We start from the raw sequence: 18,957 nt of genomic DNA, 5'->3' as shown, positions 1-18,957 counted from the left end.
CCCGGCCTGCCCACCCCCGCCGTGCGGCGGGGACGCGGGGTGCGGCCGACGCGCCGGCCGGTGCGTTCGCGGGACGCCGGCGGGCGTCAGCATCGATCCGGCCGAAGGTGGTTACAAGTAGCGGCATGTGCTCATAAACTCACTGGCTGTCCCGGGCCCTCATGACCTTGAACGGCCTCCCCCCATGGCAAGCCAACCGAACAAGGGAGCTGCTCCGTGCTCTACCAGGTGCTGAAGTACCTCCTCCTCGGACCACTGCTGCGGCTGGTGTTCCGACCACGGATCGAGGGACTGGAGCACATCCCGGAAGAGGGCGCGGCGATCATCGCGGGCAACCATCTGTCGTTCGCGGATCACTTCGTGATGCCGGCGATCGTGCCGCGCCGGGTGACCTTTCTGGCCAAAGCCGAGTACTTCACCGGACCCGGCCTCAAAGGGCGGCTGACCGCGGCGTTCTTCCGCGGCGTCGGGCAGATTCCGGTGGACCGCTCCGGGGGCCGCGCCTCGCGGGCGGCCCTGTCCTCGGGGCTCTCCGTCCTGCGCAAGGGCCACCTTCTGGGGATCTACCCGGAGGGCACCCGCTCGCACGACGGCCGGCTCTACAAGGGGCGGACCGGGGTCGCCTCGATGGCCGTCATCGCGGGCGTGCCGGTGGTGCCCTGCGCGATGATCGGCACCTTCGAGGCCCAGCCGACGGGCCGGCGGCTGCCGCGCGCGATGCGGATCACCATCCGCTTCGGCGCACCGCTGGACTTCGCGCGGTACGAGGGGATGGAGGACGACCGCTTCATCCTGCGTGCCGTCACCGACGAGATCATGTACGCGATCCTCACGCTGTCCGGCCAGGAGTACGTCGACCGGTACGCGGGCGAGGCCAAGGCCGAGGCACAGGCCCAGGCGCGCGCTCAGGGGCGGCGGGGACACGGGAGGGAAAAGGGCCGGGTGAAGGGGGAGGACGAGCCGACGGGCAAGAGCGCGGGCACGGAGTAGGCGCGGCGGCCGGCGGTCACGTGGCGGGGGCGGCCGGAAAGATCCCGGCCGCCCCCGCCTTTTCTCTGCCGTGCGGGATCAGGGAGCGGCCGGAAGGTCGGCGGCACCCTTGGCGGCGGCCTTGGCCGTCGCCTTGCCCGGCTGGGGCGTGGCGTGCGGAGCGCAGGTCACGTCCTTGGCGTCGGTCTTCCCTTCCAGGAAGTACGCGTCGACCCGGTCGTTGATGCAGGGGTTGACCTGGCCGGTGACACCGTGCGAACCGGCGTCCCGCTCGGTGATCAGGCGGGAGCCCTTGAAGCGGTGGTGCAGGTCCACGGCGCCGCCGTAGGGCGTGGCCGCGTCGCGCTTGCTCTGCACGATCAGCACGCTCGGCAGGCCCTTGCCCGTCTTGACGTCGATCGCGCGCTGCTGCTTGGCCGGCCAGCTGGCGCAGGGCAGGTTCATCCAGGCGTTGGCCCAGGTCATGAACGGTGCCTTGGCGTGGATGCGGGTGTTGTCCCGGTCCCACTTCTGCCAGCTGGTGGGCCACTTGGTGTCGGTGCACTCGACGGCCGTGTAGACGGCGTTGCCGTTCTCCGAGGCGATGTTGCCCGCGGTGTCCTTGAGGTTCGGACCGGCGTTCTCGACCAGCGGCTTGCTGTCACCGGAGCGGTAGGAGCTCCAGACCTCGGCGACCGTGGTCCACATCGAGTCGTAGTACGGCGCGTTCTGGAAGAAGCCGGTCAGCTCGGCGGGGCCGACGACGCCACCGATGGGGTTCTTCCTCGCGGTCGCCCGCAGCTTCTCCCAGGCCGCCTGGACCTTCTGGGGGGTGTCCCCGATGTGGTAGGCGGCGTCGTTCTTGGCGACCCACTTCTTCCAGTCGCCCCAGCGGGTCTCGAAGGCGATGTCCTGGTCGAGGTTGGCCTGGTACCAGATCTTCTCGCGGGAGGGATCGACGACGCTGTCGACGAGCATCCGGCGGACATGGCCCGGGAAGAGCGTCCCGTACACGGCGCCCAGGTAGGTGCCGTAGGAGACGCCCAGGTAGTTGAGCTTCTTCTCACCGAGCGCGGCACGGATCACGTCCATGTCGCGGGCGGTGTTCGTGGTCGTCATGTACGGCAGCAGGCCGTGGCTGCGCTCGGCACAGCCCTTCGCGTACTCCTTGGCGAGCTTGCGCTGGGCGCCCTTGTCAGCCTCGCTGGACGGCACCGGGTCGGCCTTGGGTGCCTTGACGAACTCCTGCGGGTCCATGCAGGAGATCGGCGCGGAGTGCCCCACGCCCCGGGGGTCGAAGCCCACGAAGTCGTAGGCCTTGGCCGTCTTGGCCCAGAGCGGGTTCTCGGTGGTGATGCGGGTCGGGAACCGCATGCCCGAGCCGCCGGGACCACCGGGGTTGTACAGCAGGGAGCCCTGTCGCTCCTTCTTGTCGCCGGTGCTGACGGCCCGGTCGACGGCGATCTTGATGGTGCGGCCGTTGGGCTTGGCGTAGTCGACGGGGACCGCCACATAGCCGCACTGGACGGGTGACTTCAGGCCCCAGTCGGCGGGGCACTCCTGCCACTGGATGCCCTTCTTGGCGGCGCGCGCGGCGGCGGTCTGTACGCCGCGCGACTCGGCCGAGCCGCCGTGGTGCCGCTCACCTGCGGTGGCGGGCGTGGCGGATATCGCTCCGGCGAGGAGCGCTCCGGTCACCAGGGTGCCGGCGGCGCCGAGCGCTGCAGATTTTCTCACGTGGTCAATTCCCCCTGCATGGTGCGCCACTCGTGGCGGCGTTGATCACAGGCTTACAGAGGGATCCTGACGTGTGCCGTCCCCGCTTGAACAGGTTGCGCCCGCAATTCTTTACCAAGCTGTAGGTATCCGGCCGCCGGGGAGCCGCTCCGTCGGGGTGCGCTCGGGGACGGCACGCACGTGGCCGGACGGCCGGCGGGCCACTCACGGCGGGAAGATCCCGAGCGGCCGAAAAGGCCGCTGCCGAACGACCGGGAGGGCGTGGAGGTACCTCCCTCTTCCGGCCAGAGTCGCCGGCCGACCGTGCCCGCACCTCCGGGGCTCACGCTCTACCAGCTCAGGCGCCAATGTGAGGGGAATATCGCGCAATTGACCGAGCGGCGATCGCACAGCCACCAGGCTCAACGGTGCCCGCAGGACGTCAACCTCCGTACTGACCTGGCCGGTTGTCGTCCGGCGCGAGGGCTGCCGGAGGGGGCGTGCAGGGGCGAGAATACGTCAATTGCCGTAGACCTGCCCATCAGGCATGTGCCAGGCGCACACCTTCAGTAACCTTCCGTGAAGGCTCTCCCACTCACCGCCACGGGAGGGCTTCGGCGTTTTCGCCCGCAGCCGAGTCGTTCAGAAGGAGATCCGAAGTGCCGGGAATCGATCAGGTGTTGTCCCAGGCCATGGGAATCCCGGGCGTGCTCGGCGCCGGGCTGATCGACTGGACCAGCGGGCTGACACTCGGCACGGCGGGGCAGGCGCCGCACGGTGACCACGACGCGGCCGCCGCCGACACCGCCGATGTGGTGCAGGCCGTGACGCGCAACGCCAGCTTCGACACCGCGGGGGCCGGCGGTCCGGCTCTGGAGGACCTCATCATCACGGCCGCGGGCAGCTACCACCTCATCCGCTTCGTGCACACGGCCTTCGACAGCCAGACCTACCTCTACCTCTGGCTGGACCGCGCCCAGGCCAATCTCGCCGTGGCCCGGCTACGGCTGCGCGATCTGGCGGCGGAGCTGGTCGCGTCCTGACGGCGCCCTCCGCCACCTCGTACGAACGGTAAGGGAACCACCATGGGCCTGCCCATATCTCCTCCCCCGCCCGCTCCGGCCGGGCTGCTCGACCGGTTCGCCGCCGAACGCGTCACCGGCGCCCTCTCCGGTCCGCACGGCTGCTTCTACTTCCTCGACGGCGCGGTCTACTGCATAGAGAGCACCGCCGCCCCCGGGCTCGGCAGCCGCCTCACCGCGGCCGGCAAGCTCCCGCCGCAGGGCTGGGAGCACGCCGCCGAGGCGGCCGGGGAGCGGCGGACCGGCGGCCGGTTCCTGGTCGAGGAGGGCTGGCTGACGCAGGGCGAACTGGAGATCTGCCATCTCGCCGCGCTGCTCGACGCGGCCTTCTTCGCCCTGCCGCTGCCGCCCGAGGCCACCTCCTTCACCCCCGGGACGGCGCACTGGCTGGGCGTCATACGCCCGGTCAGCATCACCGCGCTCCAGCAGGCGACGGCCCGCCGCCGGGCGCTGCTCGACCGGCTGCAGCCCTGGGCGGCGGCCGACACCTCCCCCGTCATGGCCGCCGGGACCCCCGTACCGGCCGCCACCACGCGCCGCCAGCGGCGGCTGCTCGACCGGGCCGACGGCCGGCACACCCCGTACGAACTGGCCCGGATCCTGGGCGAGTCGGCGTTCGCCACGCTGCTCGACATCCGTCTGCTCGCCGCGGCCGGGCTGGTCCTCATCCCCCCGCCGCCGGCGCCGCTGCCCCGGCGCCGCCCGGGCGCCTGCCTGGACGCCCCGCCCCCGCCGGCCACCGCACCCCGCCCGTCCCCCGCCCCGCAGCGATCGGTGCCGGACGTCTTCGACACCACCGATCCGAACATCGCCCTCCTCGTCCGGCTGCGTACGGCGCTGGAGGAAGAACTGTGAGCCCTTCCGCGGGAATCCGGTGCACCCCATGAGGCGCGTCATCAGAGGGCGCGTCACGAAAAGGAGACTGATGACGATCGAACCCCGGATACGGGAGGAATTGCATTCGCTGCGCGATCAGGTCCGCCATTTCCAGGGCGGGATGGTGGCGAGCGTCGACGGCATGGTCATCGCCCATGATCTGCCGGACATCGAACCGGACGGCCTGGCCGCGCTCACCGCCGCGGCGATCGGGGTCGCCCAGCGCCTCACCGAGGCGACCGGACAGGGCGCCTTCGAGGAATCCCTGACCAGGGGCGCCGACGGCTATATCGCGGCCTATTCGGCCGGCCGCCGCGCGGTGCTCACTGCCGTGGCGAGCCCGGCCACCAATGTGGGGCGGCTCCACTTCCAGGCCAGGAAGGCCGCGGAACGCATCGGCGCCCTCGTGGACGCCCCGGCCCGCCGATAACGCCCACGCACCGGCACCCGGACCGTACTCCCCAAAACCGGCAACACCGTCAAAGAATCGAAAGGTCTGACCCGTCATGGCTCAAATGGAAACCGCTCTCTCCGACGCGATGTCCAGCATCGAGGGCGCCGTCGGCGTCGCCCTGGTCGACTACACCAGCGGCATGGCCCTGGCCGCGCTGGGCGACAACCAGGCACTGGACCTCAATGTCGCGGCGGCCGGCAACACCGATGTCGTACGCGCCAAGATGCGCACGATGGAGATGCTCGAACTCACGGGTTCCATCGAGGACATGCTCATCACCCTGACGAACCAGTACCACATCATCCGCCCGGTGACGGGCAAGAGCGGGCAGGGCCTGTTCCTGTATCTGGTGCTGGACCGCAAGCGCGCCAACCTCGCGCTGGCCCGGCACCGGCTCGCCAAGGTCGAGACCGACCTGGAGGTGTGACGAGGGGCGCCGCCGTCACCCGGCGGCGGCGCTCCGCCCGGCCTCGTCCAGCAGGCGCCGCAGCCGCAGCGCGTCCGGGGCGACGGCGGTGGCCAGCGCCGCGGGACCGGCGAGCGGCGCGAGCACACCCTGCCCCTCCTGAGCCGCGGGCCGCTCGCCCGCCGCCCCGCCGAGCAGCCGCACCTCAACCGCTCGTGCCACGAACTCCGGTGCCACAACGAGGAGTTGACCAGTCGCCCGATGTCCGCCCAGGACGGCGGCGCTGTCCCAGCCGGCCGCGCCGGGCCCGTAGGCCGTCTCCTGGTCGAGCAGGGTCCGGCCGGCCCGCCGGACGGTGAGCCGGCTGCGCAGCGCACCGGTCTCCTCGCCGCTGCGTCCCAGGACCTGCTCCTCGCGGAGCACCAGGTGGGCGGTGGCGGCGAGTTCGACGGTGGTGGTCATCCGCAGGTCGCTGCCCGCCGCGGAGATCAGCGGCTCCGGCAGCCAGTCGAGCCGCGCGCCCTCGCCCACCGTCACCCGCACGTCGTAGTGGGCGGGCTCGCCCGTACGGCCGGGCAGCGCGACGGTCGCGGCGGCGGTCGTGAGGTGCAGTGCGGCGCCCGCCTCGACGGTGACCTCGATGCCCAGCCGGTCGCCGCCGAGCGGGGCGCTCATCGCGCTCACCACGCAGACCCGGGCCGGCCGGCCGTGCGCGCCGACGCGGCGCAGCGCGAACGGGCCGGCGCCGTCGAGGACCGGCAGCCGGGTCACGCCGTCGCCGCCCGCCCGCGCGACGATACGGGCGGTGGCGCGCAGCCCGGAGGCCGAGGGCGCGGGCACCCGCTCGTGGTGGGCCGGTGGGGGCGGTGCGAGGGTCATGCGGGGCCCGCGGTCCAGTCCGCCAGCCGCCCGCGGACCCAGTCGGAGACCGGCCGGACACCGTTCTCGGCCTTCAGTGAGGTGAAGACCACCGGCGACTCCCCGCGCTGCGCCTTGGCGTCGCGCGCCATGCCCTCCAGATCCACGCCGACGTACGGCGCGAGGTCGGTCTTGTTGACGACGAGCAGGTCGGAGGTGGTGACACCGGGGCCGCCCTTGCGCGGGATGTCGTCGCCGCCGGCCACGTCGATCACGAAGACCTGCGCATCGACCAGGCCCTTGGAGAAGGTGGCCGTCAGGTTGTCCCCGCCGGACTCGACCAGCACCAGATCGAGCGGGCCGACCGTGTCCTCCAGGTCCTCCACCGCCTCCAGGTTGGCGGAGATGTCGTCGCGGATGGCGGTGTGCGGGCAGGCGCCGGTCTCGACGGCGGCGATCCGCTCCGCGGGCAGCACGGCCTCACGGAGCAGGAACTCGGCGTCCTCGCGGGTGTAGATGTCGTTGGTGACGACGGCGATGGACAGTTCGTCGCGCAGGGCGCGGCAGAGTGCGGCGACGGTGGCGGTCTTGCCGGTGCCGACCGGACCGCCCAGGCCGATGCGCAGCGCGCGCCGGGTGCCGTCGGGGCGCTCGGCCCGGGCGGCGCCGTAGGTGTGGCGCTCCGGGAAGGTTTCCGGGTGGTCGAGGTGCATGGTCACTCCGTGAGGCGTACGGGGCGCGCGGCTGGGGCACGCCGGGCGGGTGGGGGTCAGGATGCGAAGAGTCGTACCGGCCAGGCGGCGTGTTGCTGGGCGGTGAGGTCGAGCAGCGGCGCGCAGGCGGCGGGCAGGGCGTCGGTCCCTTCGATGGCGATCCGTTCCGCGGCGTCGGCGCCCCGCCTCGCGACCGCGTCGAGGTCGTCGGCGAGGCGGGCGAGCACGGCGGTGGCGTCGAAGGGGTCCAGGCTCAGCAGCCGGACGGCGGCGGTGGCCGGGCCGCTGACGGTCTCGTAGGCCACGGCGTACGCGGCGTCCAGCGGCGTCAGCCCCGCGGACCGGGCCGCCAGGCCCAGCACGACGGGCTGGTGGGCCCCGCGGGGGCGGGCCGCGGCGAGCGCGTCGAGGGCGGCCGCGGGCCAGGTCGCCCGGGCGGCCCGCATCATCTGCCGGCCCAGCCGCCGGGCGGTCTGCCGCAGCGCCGGTACGGGCGTCCGCGCGTCGGCGGCGTCGTCCAGGAGGAGCGGGTCGTGGCCGGCGGCGGCCGCGGCGGCGAGCCCGGCGGCGACCAGGCCGGCGGTGTGCAGCCGGCCCCGGCAGAAGGTCTCCAGGGTGGCGGCGTCGGTGAGCCGCCCCGCGGCGACAGCCGCTTCGGCGCCGCCCGAGTGGGCGTGCCCGCCGGCGGGGAAGCGGCCGTCGGCGAGGATCAGCAGCGCGGCGCGGCTCATCGGCGCTCCGGGGCGGGTGCGGGGAGGTTCATCGACTCCATGTCAGAAGAGGAAGTACCGCTGGGCCATGGGGAGTTCGGCGGCCGGGGCGGGTTCGACCACCTCACCGTCGATGGTCACCGTGAAGGTGTCGGGGTCGACCTGGACGCGCGGCAGGGCGTCGTTGTTCCGCATCGCGGCCTTGGTGACGCCGCGGGTGGAGCGGATCGCCTCGTAGCGCTTCGCCAGCGGAAGGCGCCCGGGGAGATCGTCGTCGAGGGCCTGCGGGGAGACGAAGTTGACCGAGTTGCTGCCGGGCGCCTTGCCGGTGGCGCCGAACATCGGGCGCGGCAGGACCGGCTGCGGCGTGGGGATGGACGCGCTGGCGTCGCCCATCTGCGCGTACGCGATCTGGCCGCCCTTGAGGACCAGTTGCGGCTTGACGCCGAAGAACGCCGGGTCCCACAGCACGAGGTCGGCGAGCTTGCCGTCCTCGACGGAGCCGACGAGGTGGTCGATGCCCTGGGCGAGGGCCGCGTTGACGGTGTATTTGGCGACGTAGCGGCGGGCACGGTGGTTGTCCGCACGGCCGTCGCCGGGCAGGGTGCCGCGGCGTCGCTTCATGACGTGCGCGGTCTGCCAGGTACGCAGCACGACCTCGCCGATCCGGCCCATGGCCTGGGCGTCGGAGGCCATGATCGAGATGGCGCCGAGGTCGTGCAGGATGTCCTCGGCGGCGATGGTGGAGGGCCGGATCCGGGACTCGGCGAAGGCCAGGTCCTCGGGGACGGCGGGGTTGAGGTGGTGGCAGACCATCAGCATGTCGAGGTGTTCCTCGACGGTGTTGACGGTGTGCGGCCGGGTGGGATTGGTGGACGCGGGCAGCACGTTCGGCTCGGAGACCATGGCGATCATGTCGGGCGCGTGGCCACCGCCGGCGCCTTCGACGTGGAAGGCGTGGATCGAGCGGCCGGCGACGGCCGCGAGGGTGTCACCGAGGAAGCCGGCCTCGTTGAGGGTGTCGGTGTGGATCGCGAGCTGGGCGCCGCTCTCCTCGCAGACGGTCAGACAGGCGTCGATGACGGCGGGGGTCGCGCCCCAGTCCTCGTGGATCTTGAAGCCCAGGATGCCGGCCCGCAGCTGGTCGCGCATCGAGGCGAGCGAGGTGGTGTTGCCCTTGCCGAGCAGTCCGACGTTGACCGGCAGCGAGTCCATCGCCTCGAACATCCGGGCCACGTGCCAGGCACCGGGGGTGATCGTGGTGGCCTTGCTGCCCTCGGCCGGTCCGGTGCCGCCGCCGATGAGCGTGGTGACCCCGGAGGCCAGCGCCTCGTCCGCCTGCTGGGGGCAGATGAAGTGCACGTGGGTGTCGATGGCGCCGGCCGTGAGGATCTTGCCGTTGCCGGCGATGATCTCGGTTTCGGGGCCGATGACCAGGTCGGGGTGGACGCCGTCCATGGTGTCGGGGTTGCCGGCCTTGCCCAGGGCGGTGATCCGCCCGTCGCGGATGCCGACGTCGGCCTTGACGATGCCCCAGTGGTCCAGCACGACCGCACCGGTGATCACGGTGTCGGGGGTGCCCTCGGCGCGGGTGGCGCGGGATTGCCCCATCGACTCGCGGATCACCTTGCCGCCGCCGAAGACCGCCTCGTCACCGGCCCGGCCGGGCCCGCCGGAGCGGTCCTCGGTGATCTCGATGAGCAGGTCGGTGTCGGCGAGCCGGATCCGGTCGCCCGTAGTGGGGCCGTAGAGGTCGGCGTAGGCCTGACGGGTCAGCTCAGAGCGCATCGAGATGGCCTCCCGTCTCGCCGCGCAGGCCCTCGACGATCCGCTTGCCCCCGAGGGGGACGAGTTCGACCTCGGTGGGGATGCCGGGCTCGAAGCGCACGGCGGAGCCGGCCGCGACGTTCAGCCGTTTGCCGTGCGCGGCCGCGCGGTCGAAGTCCAGACTGGGATTGGCCTCGGCGAAGTGGTAGTGGGAGCCGACCTGTACGGGGCGGTCGGCGGCGTTCAGGACGGTCATCCGCGTGCGGGGGAGGCCTTCGTTGAGGCGTACCGGCTCGTCGGCGGGCAGGATCTGTCCCGGGATCATCTTCGGCGCTCCCGCGGTCAGTTGATGGGTTCGTGAACGGTGACGAGCTTGGTGCCGTCGGGGAAGGTGGCCTCGACCTGCACCTCGTGGATCATCTCGGGGACGCCCTCCATGACCTCGTCGCGGGTGAGCACCTTGCGGCCGGAGGACATCAGCTCGGCGACGGTCCGGCCGTCCCGGGCCCCTTCGAGGAGGTGCACCGTCAGCAGCGCGATGGACTCGGGGTGGTTCAGCTTCACTCCCCGCGAGCGGCGCTTTTCAGCCACGTCGGCCGCCACATGAATCATCAGGCGTTCCTGTTCATGCGGGGTCAGTTGCATACGTTCCACCTCAAGGTCTTCCTGCCCGGACGCATACGCCCAGGTCACAGGCGTGGGCACACCCGTGTCGATAGATGTACCACGCAGCAATTAAAGGGAGAGCAAACCCACTTCCAGCAGTTGGCCATCAAGAGCCGCACGTCAGGAGAGTAGTTCGGCGAGATTTCGTCGGCGTGACAGCCGGGTACGCGTCGGCGTCCTTTCATACGGCCGACGTAACACGGCGGACACACGGCGACCGCGCCACCGCCCGCCGGACACCTCCGCCCCCCGCCTCCCGGCGCCGCGCCCGCCTCCTCCCGCCCTCCCGGATCACACACGGCCCAGCGGGCGGAATCCCCCACACCCCACCCCTCCACATCAACGACACATGACAGAAATGTCCCGCTCAGTGAACTCCCCTGTCCGATATGAGCTCTTGACGGTTGGCAAAGTGATCGCAATTCTCATGTGCGCATCAAAACGCTCCGCACCAACCCCCCACATCAGGAGCCCATACCGTGAAAAAGGCACACATACGCCGGGCCGTGCTGGCCACGGGCGCCGCGACCGCGCTGGCCGCCACCCTCTTCACCGCGGCCGGCGCCTACGCCGGCCCGGCGTCGGCCGAGGCCCCGGACATCGACGTCAAGGCCGTGAAGGGCGATCTGGACCAGCTGCAGTCGATCGCCGACGCCAACGGCGGAAACCGCGCCCACGGCAAGGCCGGCTACAAGGCGTCCATCGATTACGTCAAGGAAAAGCTGGACAAGGCCGGATTCACCACCAAGGTCGAGGAGTTCGACAACGGTGGCGCCAAGGGCTACAACCTCGTCGCCGACTGGAAGGGCGGCGACGAAAGCAAGACCGTGATGGCCGGCGCCCACCTGGACTCGGTCCCCGCCGGCCCCGGCATCAACGACAACGGCTCCGGCTCGGCGGGCATCCTCGAGGTCGCCCTCGCCGTCGCCAAGGCGGACCTCAAGCCCACCAAGCACCTCCGCTTCGCCTGGTTCGGCGACGAGGAGGACGGCATGGTCGGCTCGAAGGCCTATGTGGACAAGCTCGGTGCCGACAAATCGAAGATCGACTCGTATCTGAACTTCGACATGATCGGCTCCCCCAACCCGGGCTACTTCGTCTACGACGACGACACCCGCCTGGAGAAGGTCTTCAAGGACTGGTTCGCCACGAAGAAGATCGCCACCGAGAAGGAGACCGAGGGCGACGGCCGCTCCGACCACGCCTCCTTCAAGGACGCCGGCATCCCGGTCGGCGGCCTGTTCTCCGGCGCGGACTACATCAAGACCGAGAAGCAGGCGAAGAACTGGGGCGGCACGGCGGGCAAGGCGTTCGACGCCTGCTACCACCAGTCCTGCGACACCTCGAAGAACCTGGACGACAAGGCGCTGGACACCAACACCGACGCCATCGCCCACGCGATCTGGGAGCTCAGCTCCTGATCCACCCGCACCACCCCGCGGTCAGCGCACACTGACCCGTCAGTGCCCTCGACCCGGCCGCCGATCCCCGGCGGCCGGGTCGCGGTGTTCCGCGGCGATCCCGAACCGCCGCCGTTCGCCCGGAGCGGACGGGAGCTGCCGCACGGCCGAGACCGTGCTGATCGCCTGCTCCTCCTCCGCGTCCGGCTCACGCCGCCCGAGCTCTTCGAGAAGCTCCAGGTCAGCGGCGGAAACCAGCGCCACCAGCGGCTTGCCGTGACGGGTGACGACCACCCGCTCGCCGCCGTAGACGACGCGGTTGATCAGATCCGCCAGCTCCGCCCGGGCTTGCGTCACCGGAATTTCGTAGGCCATGTTCCTAGCCTATGTAATGTCCACCTGGTCTGCCGTGGTCCATGGCGACGGCGAATGTCCAGGTCAGAGGTTCTCGCACGCTCCCGTGCGCTCTCGTGTGTGAGAGATGTGCGAGACGAGGTGAGAACCCTGGCGGGTCTCCGGTGCGGCGGAACACCGCGCGCCACCGGCCCCGCACCAAGCTCCGGCCGGGCGAGCCAGAGCTTGGTGAGGGTCACGAAGCCGAGCGAGGTCGGGCCCTCGGCCTGGCAGAGCCGGTCGGAGGCTACGCCGACCTCGGTCTGCAGGAGCTGGTGGCCGGCGCCGTGGGCGGCACCCCAGGCCATCGCGGCCCGCCACAGGGTACGGCCGTAGCTCTGCCCCCGGGGCTCGGGCAGGACACCATGCGGGCGCCGCGGATACGAGCTCTTCTGGCGCTCACAGAGCGTAGACAACTCCGTAGTCGTCACGTTCGAGTCTGCCGTGCCCCACCCCGCCGCGCACAACACCTACCGGCGGGCGATTTCGTCGTTTCATCACACTCGCTCCGTTATCGTTCGTTCCATGTGGGAGAGGGTCCGGCAGTGCGGGGGGCGGTGGGCGCTCCTCGTGGTGGCAGTTGTCCTGTGCAGTGCCTCCGTGTGGGCGGTGTCAGCGGACTGCCTTGCGCTCGGCAGGGGCACTCCGTCAGCTGTCGCCCGGCCAACCGGTGAGGGCCTGGCGCCAAGCACGGTCGTGGATCTGGTCAGTGAACCCGTCGCGAAGGCCCGACACGCTCCCGACCCTCCCCACTGCCGGTCCCCGGACGGGCCATCGACTCCGTCGCATGCTCTGGCGCCACCAACCAATGCGCAGGCCCACCACGCCCTGCCACCGAGCCAAAGCCAGGTCACAACCCACCCCTCGGCGCAGCTCCCGTCCGCCGCCCGACCTCCACCGCACGCGCGCGAACCCGCACTGCTCTGCGTACTCCGGATCTAGGCCGTCGGCCGGCCCCACGCCCGTGGGGCGAGACCGAACGACTGAACATCCCCTTGAAGGAGTGCCGCATGCTCTCTCCACGATCGACGCAAACGAAGAAAGCCCTCTCCGGCCTGGCCTGGCTGCCGACCCTCGTCCTGAGGATCAGCGTCGGTTTCATGTTTTTCAGCGGGGCGGTGACCAAGCTCACCGCCCCGGAGCAGCTCGTAGCGACCCTCCGCGAAGGAGGAATCCCGCTGGCGGGCTCTGTGGCCCCCCTGCTCGCCACCGTCGAACTCGTCGGCGGCGCGGCCCTGGTACTCGGCCTGGGCACCCGCGTGGCCGCCCTCGTCCTCGCCGGAGTCATGGGCGGCGCACTGATCACCACCATCGTCGTACCGCTGTCCCACAAGTACCCAGCTCCGTCGTCCTTTCTGAGCAGCCTCTTCTACACCCCGGAATGGCTGCTGATGCTGCTGCTCGGCTGGATACTGTGCGCCGGGGCCGACCGCTTCAGCATCGATGCTCTGCTCACGCGCCGTCACAGCCCACGCGCCACACAGCCGTGAGGGCGATCTGGAGGTTGTCCAGACCGCCCTGGGTGCCGGCGGTGGACTGGGCCTGACCGGCCCGGTGCGCGTCCTCTGAGGTCGAGTCCCGCAGACGCCTGGGGTCCGTCTTCAAACGGATCTCGCCCAGAGCAGGAACGACGCGAGAGTGACCGCTGCCTTGGAGGAGGCAGCGGTCCTTTCGTATCGGGTGGCAATGCCGCGGAAGCCCTTGAGCCGGTTGAAGCAGCGCTCGATCATGTGGCGTCGACGGTAGATCCGCCGGTCGCCTGGTCGGGCCTGCAGCGCGGTCGGCCCAGGCCGGTGCAGGCAACGCGGATGCGTTCGAGTAGCGGACGTGCGCAGATGCTGTCGTGGTGGAGTCCATCTGGACCAACCAGTCGATGTCACCGGCCGCGCCTGCCTGGGCCTGCATCTGCTGCAGAGCCCGGGTGAAGACGCCGGCGAGGGCGTAGCGGCGGAAGCGGGTGCCGACCGTTTTCTGCGGCCCGTAGCGTTCTGGCAGGTCACGCCAGGAGACACCGGTCCGGATCGTGTAGACCATGCCGTTGACGACCTGCCGGTCCTCCGCGTCAGGCCACCCTGTAGCGGCTCGCGGTATCAGCGGAGCGAGTAACTACCGCTCCCGATCGGCGAGTTCATGATGGCGTATCACCCCGAAGTCGACGAATGTGGGGCGGCGCGGCGGGGTGGTCCCGCCCGCGCCCGCCGCGCTGCCGACGTGGACGGGGCAGCGCGACGTTCTGCCGCTGAGACGGGTGACCGGGCCGGACGGCGTCGAGCGGCCGGCCGGCGTGCCGATCGCCGATGTCCTCTTCGGCGCGTACTACGAGGAGGGGTGTGCGGGGCACTTCGGCTCTTCGCTCGACGGGGGCTGCGTCAGCGGGCGTTGTCGGGCCACAGCGACGGCATGCTCACCCGGGATGAGGGTGGCGTGCCACATTCGCTGGGCCTCCGGCTCGGGGGCGGCGGGTGTCAGCTCCACCCGTCGCAGCACTTCACGGATGATCACCTTCATCTCCATGGTGGCCAGTTGTGCGCCGACGCAATATCGGCGGCCGCCACCGAAGGGCAGGAAGGACTTCTGCGCCGATTTGGCACTCTCGCCGAGGAACCGCTCCGGCCGGAACTCCTGGGGCTCCGGATACACCTCGCTGTCTTGATGGATGAGCGAGAACATGGGGATGGCCACCCATCCGGCTGGGATCTCGTACCCGCCGAGCCGCAGGGGCTTGTCCAAGAGACGCCCCGAGCCATATATCACCGTGCGCAGCCGCAGCACCTCCTTGACCACCGCGTCGAGGTAGCGCTCGTCCTCGCCCCGCTCCAACTCCTCTCGCAGCCGACCGAGCACCTCCGGGGAACGCATCAGCCGTTCGAACGCCCAGGACAGGCCGGTCGCGGTGGTCTCAAGTCCGGCTTCCAACAGGGTGACCAGCTCGTCGCGGATCTCCTGGTCGCTCATCGGCCGGCCCTGTTCGTCCCGCGCCTGGAGCAGCCGTCCCAGAACATCGGTGGCTTCGCCGTCTCCTTCCTGCCTGCGCCTGGCGATCTCACCGAAGAGGACCTTGTCCACTGCCGCACTGGCTCTCATGGTGCGGGTCGTCGGCAGGAACGGTACGCGCGTCGCCAGAGGTGACTTCTCCGCCCATGCACGCAGTCGCGCGGGCATCAGAAACAGGGACGCGGAGCCGCTGGCCTTGGACAGCGCGAGGAGCAACGCCCGTAGCCGGGACTGCTGGTTGACGTCGCGGACCCCGAAGACCAGCCGCAGGGTGATCTCCAGCGTGATGGACTGCATGTGCTCCTGCAGCGCGAACGGCCTGCCGAGCGGCCACGTGCGGATGTCCTCCGCGGCGATCTCGGCGATCAGATCGGGGTAGCCGGCGATGGACCGGCCGTGCAGGGTCGGGCTGAGCAGTTTGCGGTGACGCCACCATGGCTCACCGTCGTTGGTGAACAGCGAGAACTGCCCGAGCCACGGCACGAATCCGGCGCGCAGTGCTCCGGCCCGACTGCCGTCGCCGTCCGTGCGGTAGATCTCCTCCGCGAGTTGCGCGGTGGACACCACCACCTGGGGCGGCAAACCGAGGAGCTTCATTCGGAACACCGGACCGTGACGTCGCCGAAGCGACTCCAAGTACCGCACAGGGTCACGCAGTTGCACGGTCTGTAGGAGGGCGGGCTGCCGCGAGCCGGGAGGAAGTTGAGTCATCGGTCTTCTCCAGTCGTCCAGCGTCTGCTCAGTTCTCCGGAGTCCGCAGGGCAGTGGTCACCGGTGCCCGGCCCACCGGGGTTCACCCACGGCCGGGGAGAACAAGGCGGGGAGAACAAGGGCGTGGGGCGGGGCAGGAAACGGCGCGGGAGCGTGACAGGAATCGTAACGCGACACAGTGGGCTGTCACCTCCGTCCGAAACACCGATTACTAGGGGAAGTCATAGCAACCAATGGGAACCCGGTTCGGCCACTAGGGAAACTCATAAACAGTGGCGGGGAGCTGACTCTGCATGACTTTGCGTTGTACGGTCGAGCAGCGCCATTTCCGCGGGGTGTAATCACGTTCACGGATGCCCGGAGGGCAGGGATCTGATGCGAACCATAGTCGCCGAAAGTCGTCCGGATGATGCCGCGCGGATGGCGGGCGGCAAGGGGAAGAATCTCCATGAGCTGTCCAGGAAGGGGATCGAAGTTCCCCGTTGGGCAGTCGTGGGACTCGATGTCTTCCAGGAATTCATCGCCGCGGTCGACGGGGCGGGACGCATCGAGGACCTGCTCGCCGAAATCACCCTGGACAATGTGCACCGGATTTCCGGCCAGTTGGCCGAACTCATCGAGTCCGGGGAGTTGAGCGATCAGGCCGCGTCGGTTGTCGAGGACGCGTACGCGTATGTGGGGAGCCCTCGGGTCGCGGTGCGCTCCTCCGGTGTCGAGGAGGACGGCTCGGAGCTCTCCTTCGCCGGGCAGTTCGCCACCTTCCTCAATGTGTCCGGGCTCGCCGAGGTGACAGCGCACGTCAAGAAGTGCTGGGCGTCGGCGTTCTGCGAACGGTCCCTGCACTACCGGCTGCGCCACGGACTGCCGCTGCGTGGCGCGGGCCTCGCCGTTGTCGTGCAGGACATGGTGCATGCCCAGCGCAGCGGCGTCATGTTCACGGCCGACCCGGTGTCCGGGGACCGGGGGCGGTATGTGGTCAGTTCGGTGTACGGGCTGGGCGAGGGCCTGGTTTCTGGCGCCGTCGACGCCGACACCGTGGTTCTCGACGCGATCACAGGCGCGGTGCGCGACACCGTGCTCGGCGACAAGCAGGAGCGATACCACTCGGACGAGGCGGGTTCCGGATATCTGGTCGGCGAAGTGCTGCCGGCCGAACGGGAGAAGCTGTCGCTCGGGCCGAAGGACCTGGCGCAGTTGCACGAAGCCGGGGCGCGTATCGCAGCGGTTTTCGACACTCCGCAGGACATCGAGTGGGCGTTCACGGGCGACGACCTGTGGATTCTGCAGGCCCGCCCCATCACCGCGCTGCCGCACGAGGTTCAGTCGCCGGAGGCCGAGTTGGCGCCGAGCGAGAGCGGTGAACTCCGGATCTGGGACAACGCCAACATCGTCGAAAGCTTCTCCGGAATCGTCTCACCGCTGACCTACAGCTTCGCGGCTCATGTCTACGGAAAGGTATACGAATACTACGCCCGAGGGCTCCGTGTCCCTCCCGCCGCGCTGCGGGAAATGGAGGAATGGACTCCTCATATGCTCGGCTATTTCCATGGCCGCGTGTACTACAACTTGCTCAACTGGTACCGGATGGTACGGATCGCACCCCTCTACCCACTCAACAGAAAAGTCCTGGAAATCGCGATCGGCGTCGAGGAACCGCTCGACACGGAAACGGCCGACTCCCTCTACCCGTACACCTTCGCGTCGTCCTTGAACCACCGGCTGTCCCGCGCGAGAACGGTGGTGGCGTTCGTGCGCCGCTTCCTCACCATGAACCGCTCGGTCGAGCGATTCATGGCGTACTTCTATGAGGCGTACCGGCAGTTCGACAACGTCGACTACGACGCCATGGAGGGCCAGGACGTCTACCGGCGCTTCCGCGCCCTGGAAAAGGACCTGCTGGAGAAGTGGGGTCCGATGCAGACCCTGGACGCCGCGATCCTGTGGTCCATCGGAGGACTCGCACTCCTGAACCGGCGCTGGCTGCCCGACGCCCCCGAGTGGCTCACCTGGAGCGCCGCCAGCCCCGGTCCCCAGGTGGAGTCCATCGAACCCGCCCGTGCACTGGCGGCGCTCGCGATCACCGTCCGGGACGATGCCGAACTGAGCCGCCTCATCCGGGAAACCCCGGCCGCGGACACCTATCGGGCGCTGCGCGAGGGCGGTCACACCACGTTCCTCGCGTCGGTGGACGAGTACGTCGCCGCGTACGGCTACCGCAGTCTCGACGAGCTGAAGCTCGAGGTGCCCGATCTGCGCGAGGATCCGTCCAGCCTGTTCGCCATGGTGCGCGCCACGCTGCCCGAGGTGGACGCCCACCCCGGCGAGCAGGCCGACGCCTATCTGGACGCGCACCTGCGCGGGCCCCGCCGGCTGCTCTACGACGTCGTCCGCCGCAAGGCACAGAGCTCCTTGTACAACCGGGAGCGGCTGAGGTTCTGCCGCACCCGCGCGTTCGGCTCCGCGAAGCGGATGTTGCGCGCCATGGGCCGTGATCTCGCGCGGACGCACGCGATCGACCACTGGAGGGACGTCTTCTTCCTGCGCCTGGAGGAGTTGCGCGGTGCCTACGAGGGCACGACCGCGCACACCGATCTGCGCGGTCTCGTGGAACTGCGCAAGCAGCAGAGGCGCAGGGACGAGACGTTGTCCGCGCCGTCCCGGTTCACCACTCGCGGGGCCCCCTACTGGCGGGGGAATCTGGAGCAGGCGGGCTTCGTCGAGGGCGGCCCGGCACCCACCGGCGTCCGGGAGTTGCGCGGCACCCCGTCCTGCCCCGGTGTGGTGGAAGCCCGCGCCGTCGTCACGGACACCCCCCTGGAGGCGGACGGCGGCGTGCTGGTGACCTACCGCACGGATCCCGGCTGGGTCGCCGCGCTGCCGTCCGCCTCGGCACTCGTCATCGAGCGGGGCAGCCCGCTGACGCATGTGGCGATCGTCGCCCGTGAGCTCGGCATTCCGACCGTCGTCCAGGTCAAGGGCGCGGTCACGGAGATCGCGACCGGGATGCGGTTGAGGCTGGACGGAGGAACGGGGTCCATCACGCTCCTGGACAACACCCCGGCCGGAGACAACGGCCCGGCCGGACCGGACCCCGCGGCCGCAACAGCGAACACGAAGGACGCGAAAAGCAATGAGTAATGAGCGCACCCTTCGCAGCGAACCGATCGGAGACCAACTGCGATCAGGCCGGCTCAAGGGCGCGCGCGTCTTCGCGCCCGCCCACGTCACGACCGGGAGGCCCG

At 70.2% G+C, this 18,957-nt stretch carries 17 protein-coding genes and 1 pseudogene; 8 read left to right on the top strand and 10 right to left on the bottom strand.

Going from position 1 to position 18,957, the window contains the following annotated elements; all coding sequences use genetic code 11:
• Positions 1-216: 216 nt before the first annotated feature.
• A complete protein-coding gene (locus ACQP17_RS32300; RefSeq protein WP_433859471.1) occupies positions 217-990 on the top strand; it encodes a lysophospholipid acyltransferase family protein in 774 nt (257 codons plus the stop codon).
• Positions 991-1,068: 78 nt separating this feature from the next.
• Here ACQP17_RS32300 and ACQP17_RS32295 read toward each other — a convergent pair whose 3' ends face one another.
• The gene (locus tag ACQP17_RS32295) at positions 1,069-2,706 is read right to left on the bottom strand and encodes an alpha/beta hydrolase (RefSeq protein ID WP_433859470.1); all 1,638 of its coding nucleotides are present in this window, start codon (positions 2,704-2,706) and stop codon (positions 1,069-1,071) included.
• Between the two features lie 638 nt (positions 2,707-3,344).
• Between ACQP17_RS32295 and ACQP17_RS32290 the strand changes: the two genes are divergently transcribed.
• The 4 genes from ACQP17_RS32290 (at position 3,345) to ACQP17_RS32275 (ending at position 5,524) form a co-directional block, all read left to right on the top strand.
• Complete coding sequence (locus ACQP17_RS32290) at positions 3,345-3,728, top strand: hypothetical protein (protein WP_189096149.1); 384 nt, start codon at positions 3,345-3,347, stop codon at positions 3,726-3,728.
• 42 nt (positions 3,729-3,770) lie between these two features.
• Positions 3,771-4,622, top strand: coding sequence for a hypothetical protein (locus tag ACQP17_RS32285; protein ID WP_433859469.1), 852 nt, complete (start codon positions 3,771-3,773; stop codon positions 4,620-4,622).
• A gap of 70 nt (positions 4,623-4,692) precedes the next feature.
• Positions 4,693-5,073: a roadblock/LC7 domain-containing protein gene (locus ACQP17_RS32280; RefSeq protein WP_364874244.1), complete on the top strand. Its 381-nt coding sequence runs from the start codon at positions 4,693-4,695 to the stop codon at positions 5,071-5,073.
• A gap of 76 nt (positions 5,074-5,149) precedes the next feature.
• Positions 5,150-5,524 (top strand): hypothetical protein, encoded by a 375-nt coding sequence (locus ACQP17_RS32275; RefSeq protein ID WP_189096146.1) that lies wholly within the window; start codon positions 5,150-5,152, stop codon positions 5,522-5,524.
• A gap of 15 nt (positions 5,525-5,539) precedes the next feature.
• Here the strand turns inward: ACQP17_RS32275 and ACQP17_RS32270 are convergent, their stop codons facing one another.
• Genes ACQP17_RS32270 through ACQP17_RS32245 form a run of 6 tightly spaced genes read right to left on the bottom strand, consistent with a single transcriptional unit; the run spans position 5,540 to position 10,196 of the window.
• Entirely contained in the window at positions 5,540-6,382 is an 843-nt protein-coding gene (locus ACQP17_RS32270; RefSeq protein WP_433859468.1) for an urease accessory protein UreD, read from the bottom strand.
• Entirely contained in the window at positions 6,379-7,074 is a 696-nt protein-coding gene (gene ureG, locus ACQP17_RS32265) for an urease accessory protein UreG (RefSeq protein WP_433860066.1), read from the bottom strand. Before ureG ends, ACQP17_RS32270 begins: the two co-directional genes overlap by 4 nt.
• A 56-nt stretch (positions 7,075-7,130) precedes the next feature.
• Positions 7,131-7,805 carry an urease accessory protein UreF gene (locus ACQP17_RS32260; protein WP_433859467.1) on the bottom strand — a complete coding sequence of 225 codons (675 nt, stop codon included), beginning with the start codon at positions 7,803-7,805 and terminating at the stop codon, positions 7,131-7,133.
• 42 nt (positions 7,806-7,847) lie between these two features.
• The gene (locus ACQP17_RS32255) at positions 7,848-9,572 is read right to left on the bottom strand and encodes an urease subunit alpha (RefSeq protein ID WP_433859466.1); all 1,725 of its coding nucleotides are present in this window, start codon (positions 9,570-9,572) and stop codon (positions 7,848-7,850) included.
• Positions 9,562-9,876: an urease subunit beta gene (locus ACQP17_RS32250; RefSeq protein WP_433859465.1), complete on the bottom strand. Its 315-nt coding sequence runs from the start codon at positions 9,874-9,876 to the stop codon at positions 9,562-9,564. The genes ACQP17_RS32255 and ACQP17_RS32250 overlap by 11 nt, the downstream gene beginning before the upstream one ends.
• Before the next feature lie 17 nt (positions 9,877-9,893).
• Complete coding sequence (locus ACQP17_RS32245; RefSeq protein WP_433859464.1) at positions 9,894-10,196, bottom strand: urease subunit gamma; 303 nt, start codon at positions 10,194-10,196, stop codon at positions 9,894-9,896.
• Between the two features lie 500 nt (positions 10,197-10,696).
• On the opposite strand from ACQP17_RS32245, the gene ACQP17_RS32240 reads away from it, so the two are divergent.
• A complete protein-coding gene (locus tag ACQP17_RS32240) occupies positions 10,697-11,638 on the top strand; it encodes a M28 family metallopeptidase (RefSeq protein ID WP_433859463.1) in 942 nt (313 codons plus the stop codon).
• Positions 11,639-11,677: 39 nt separating this feature from the next.
• On the opposite strand, the gene ACQP17_RS32235 is transcribed toward ACQP17_RS32240, so the two are convergent.
• Positions 11,678-11,992: a type II toxin-antitoxin system Phd/YefM family antitoxin gene (locus tag ACQP17_RS32235; protein ID WP_433859462.1), complete on the bottom strand. Its 315-nt coding sequence runs from the start codon at positions 11,990-11,992 to the stop codon at positions 11,678-11,680.
• 1,028 nt (positions 11,993-13,020) lie between these two features.
• Here ACQP17_RS32235 and ACQP17_RS32230 point away from each other — a divergent pair.
• Positions 13,021-13,500 carry a DoxX family protein gene (locus ACQP17_RS32230; protein WP_433859461.1) on the top strand — a complete coding sequence of 160 codons (480 nt, stop codon included), beginning with the start codon at positions 13,021-13,023 and terminating at the stop codon, positions 13,498-13,500.
• Between the two features lie 111 nt (positions 13,501-13,611).
• Here ACQP17_RS32230 and ACQP17_RS32225 read toward each other — a convergent pair.
• A pseudogene (locus ACQP17_RS32225) lies at positions 13,612-14,104 on the bottom strand (transposase).
• A 222-nt stretch (positions 14,105-14,326) separates the two neighbouring features.
• Positions 14,327-15,715 (bottom strand): cytochrome P450, encoded by a 1,389-nt coding sequence (locus tag ACQP17_RS32220; protein ID WP_433859460.1) that lies wholly within the window; start codon positions 15,713-15,715, stop codon positions 14,327-14,329.
• A gap of 375 nt (positions 15,716-16,090) precedes the next feature.
• Between ACQP17_RS32220 and ACQP17_RS32215 the strand changes: the two genes are divergently transcribed.
• Positions 16,091-18,853, top strand: coding sequence for a phosphoenolpyruvate synthase (locus ACQP17_RS32215; protein ID WP_433859459.1), 2,763 nt, complete (start codon positions 16,091-16,093; stop codon positions 18,851-18,853).
• Positions 18,854-18,957: the final 104 nt, after the last annotated feature.

The sequence above is a fragment of the Streptomyces kronopolitis genome (assembly GCF_050953795.1).
In the GTDB taxonomy this organism is placed as follows: domain Bacteria; phylum Actinomycetota; class Actinomycetes; order Streptomycetales; family Streptomycetaceae; genus Streptomyces; species Streptomyces kronopolitis_A.
Note: the sequence above shows the minus strand (reverse complement) of the source record. Positions and strands in the feature narration are given on the sequence as shown.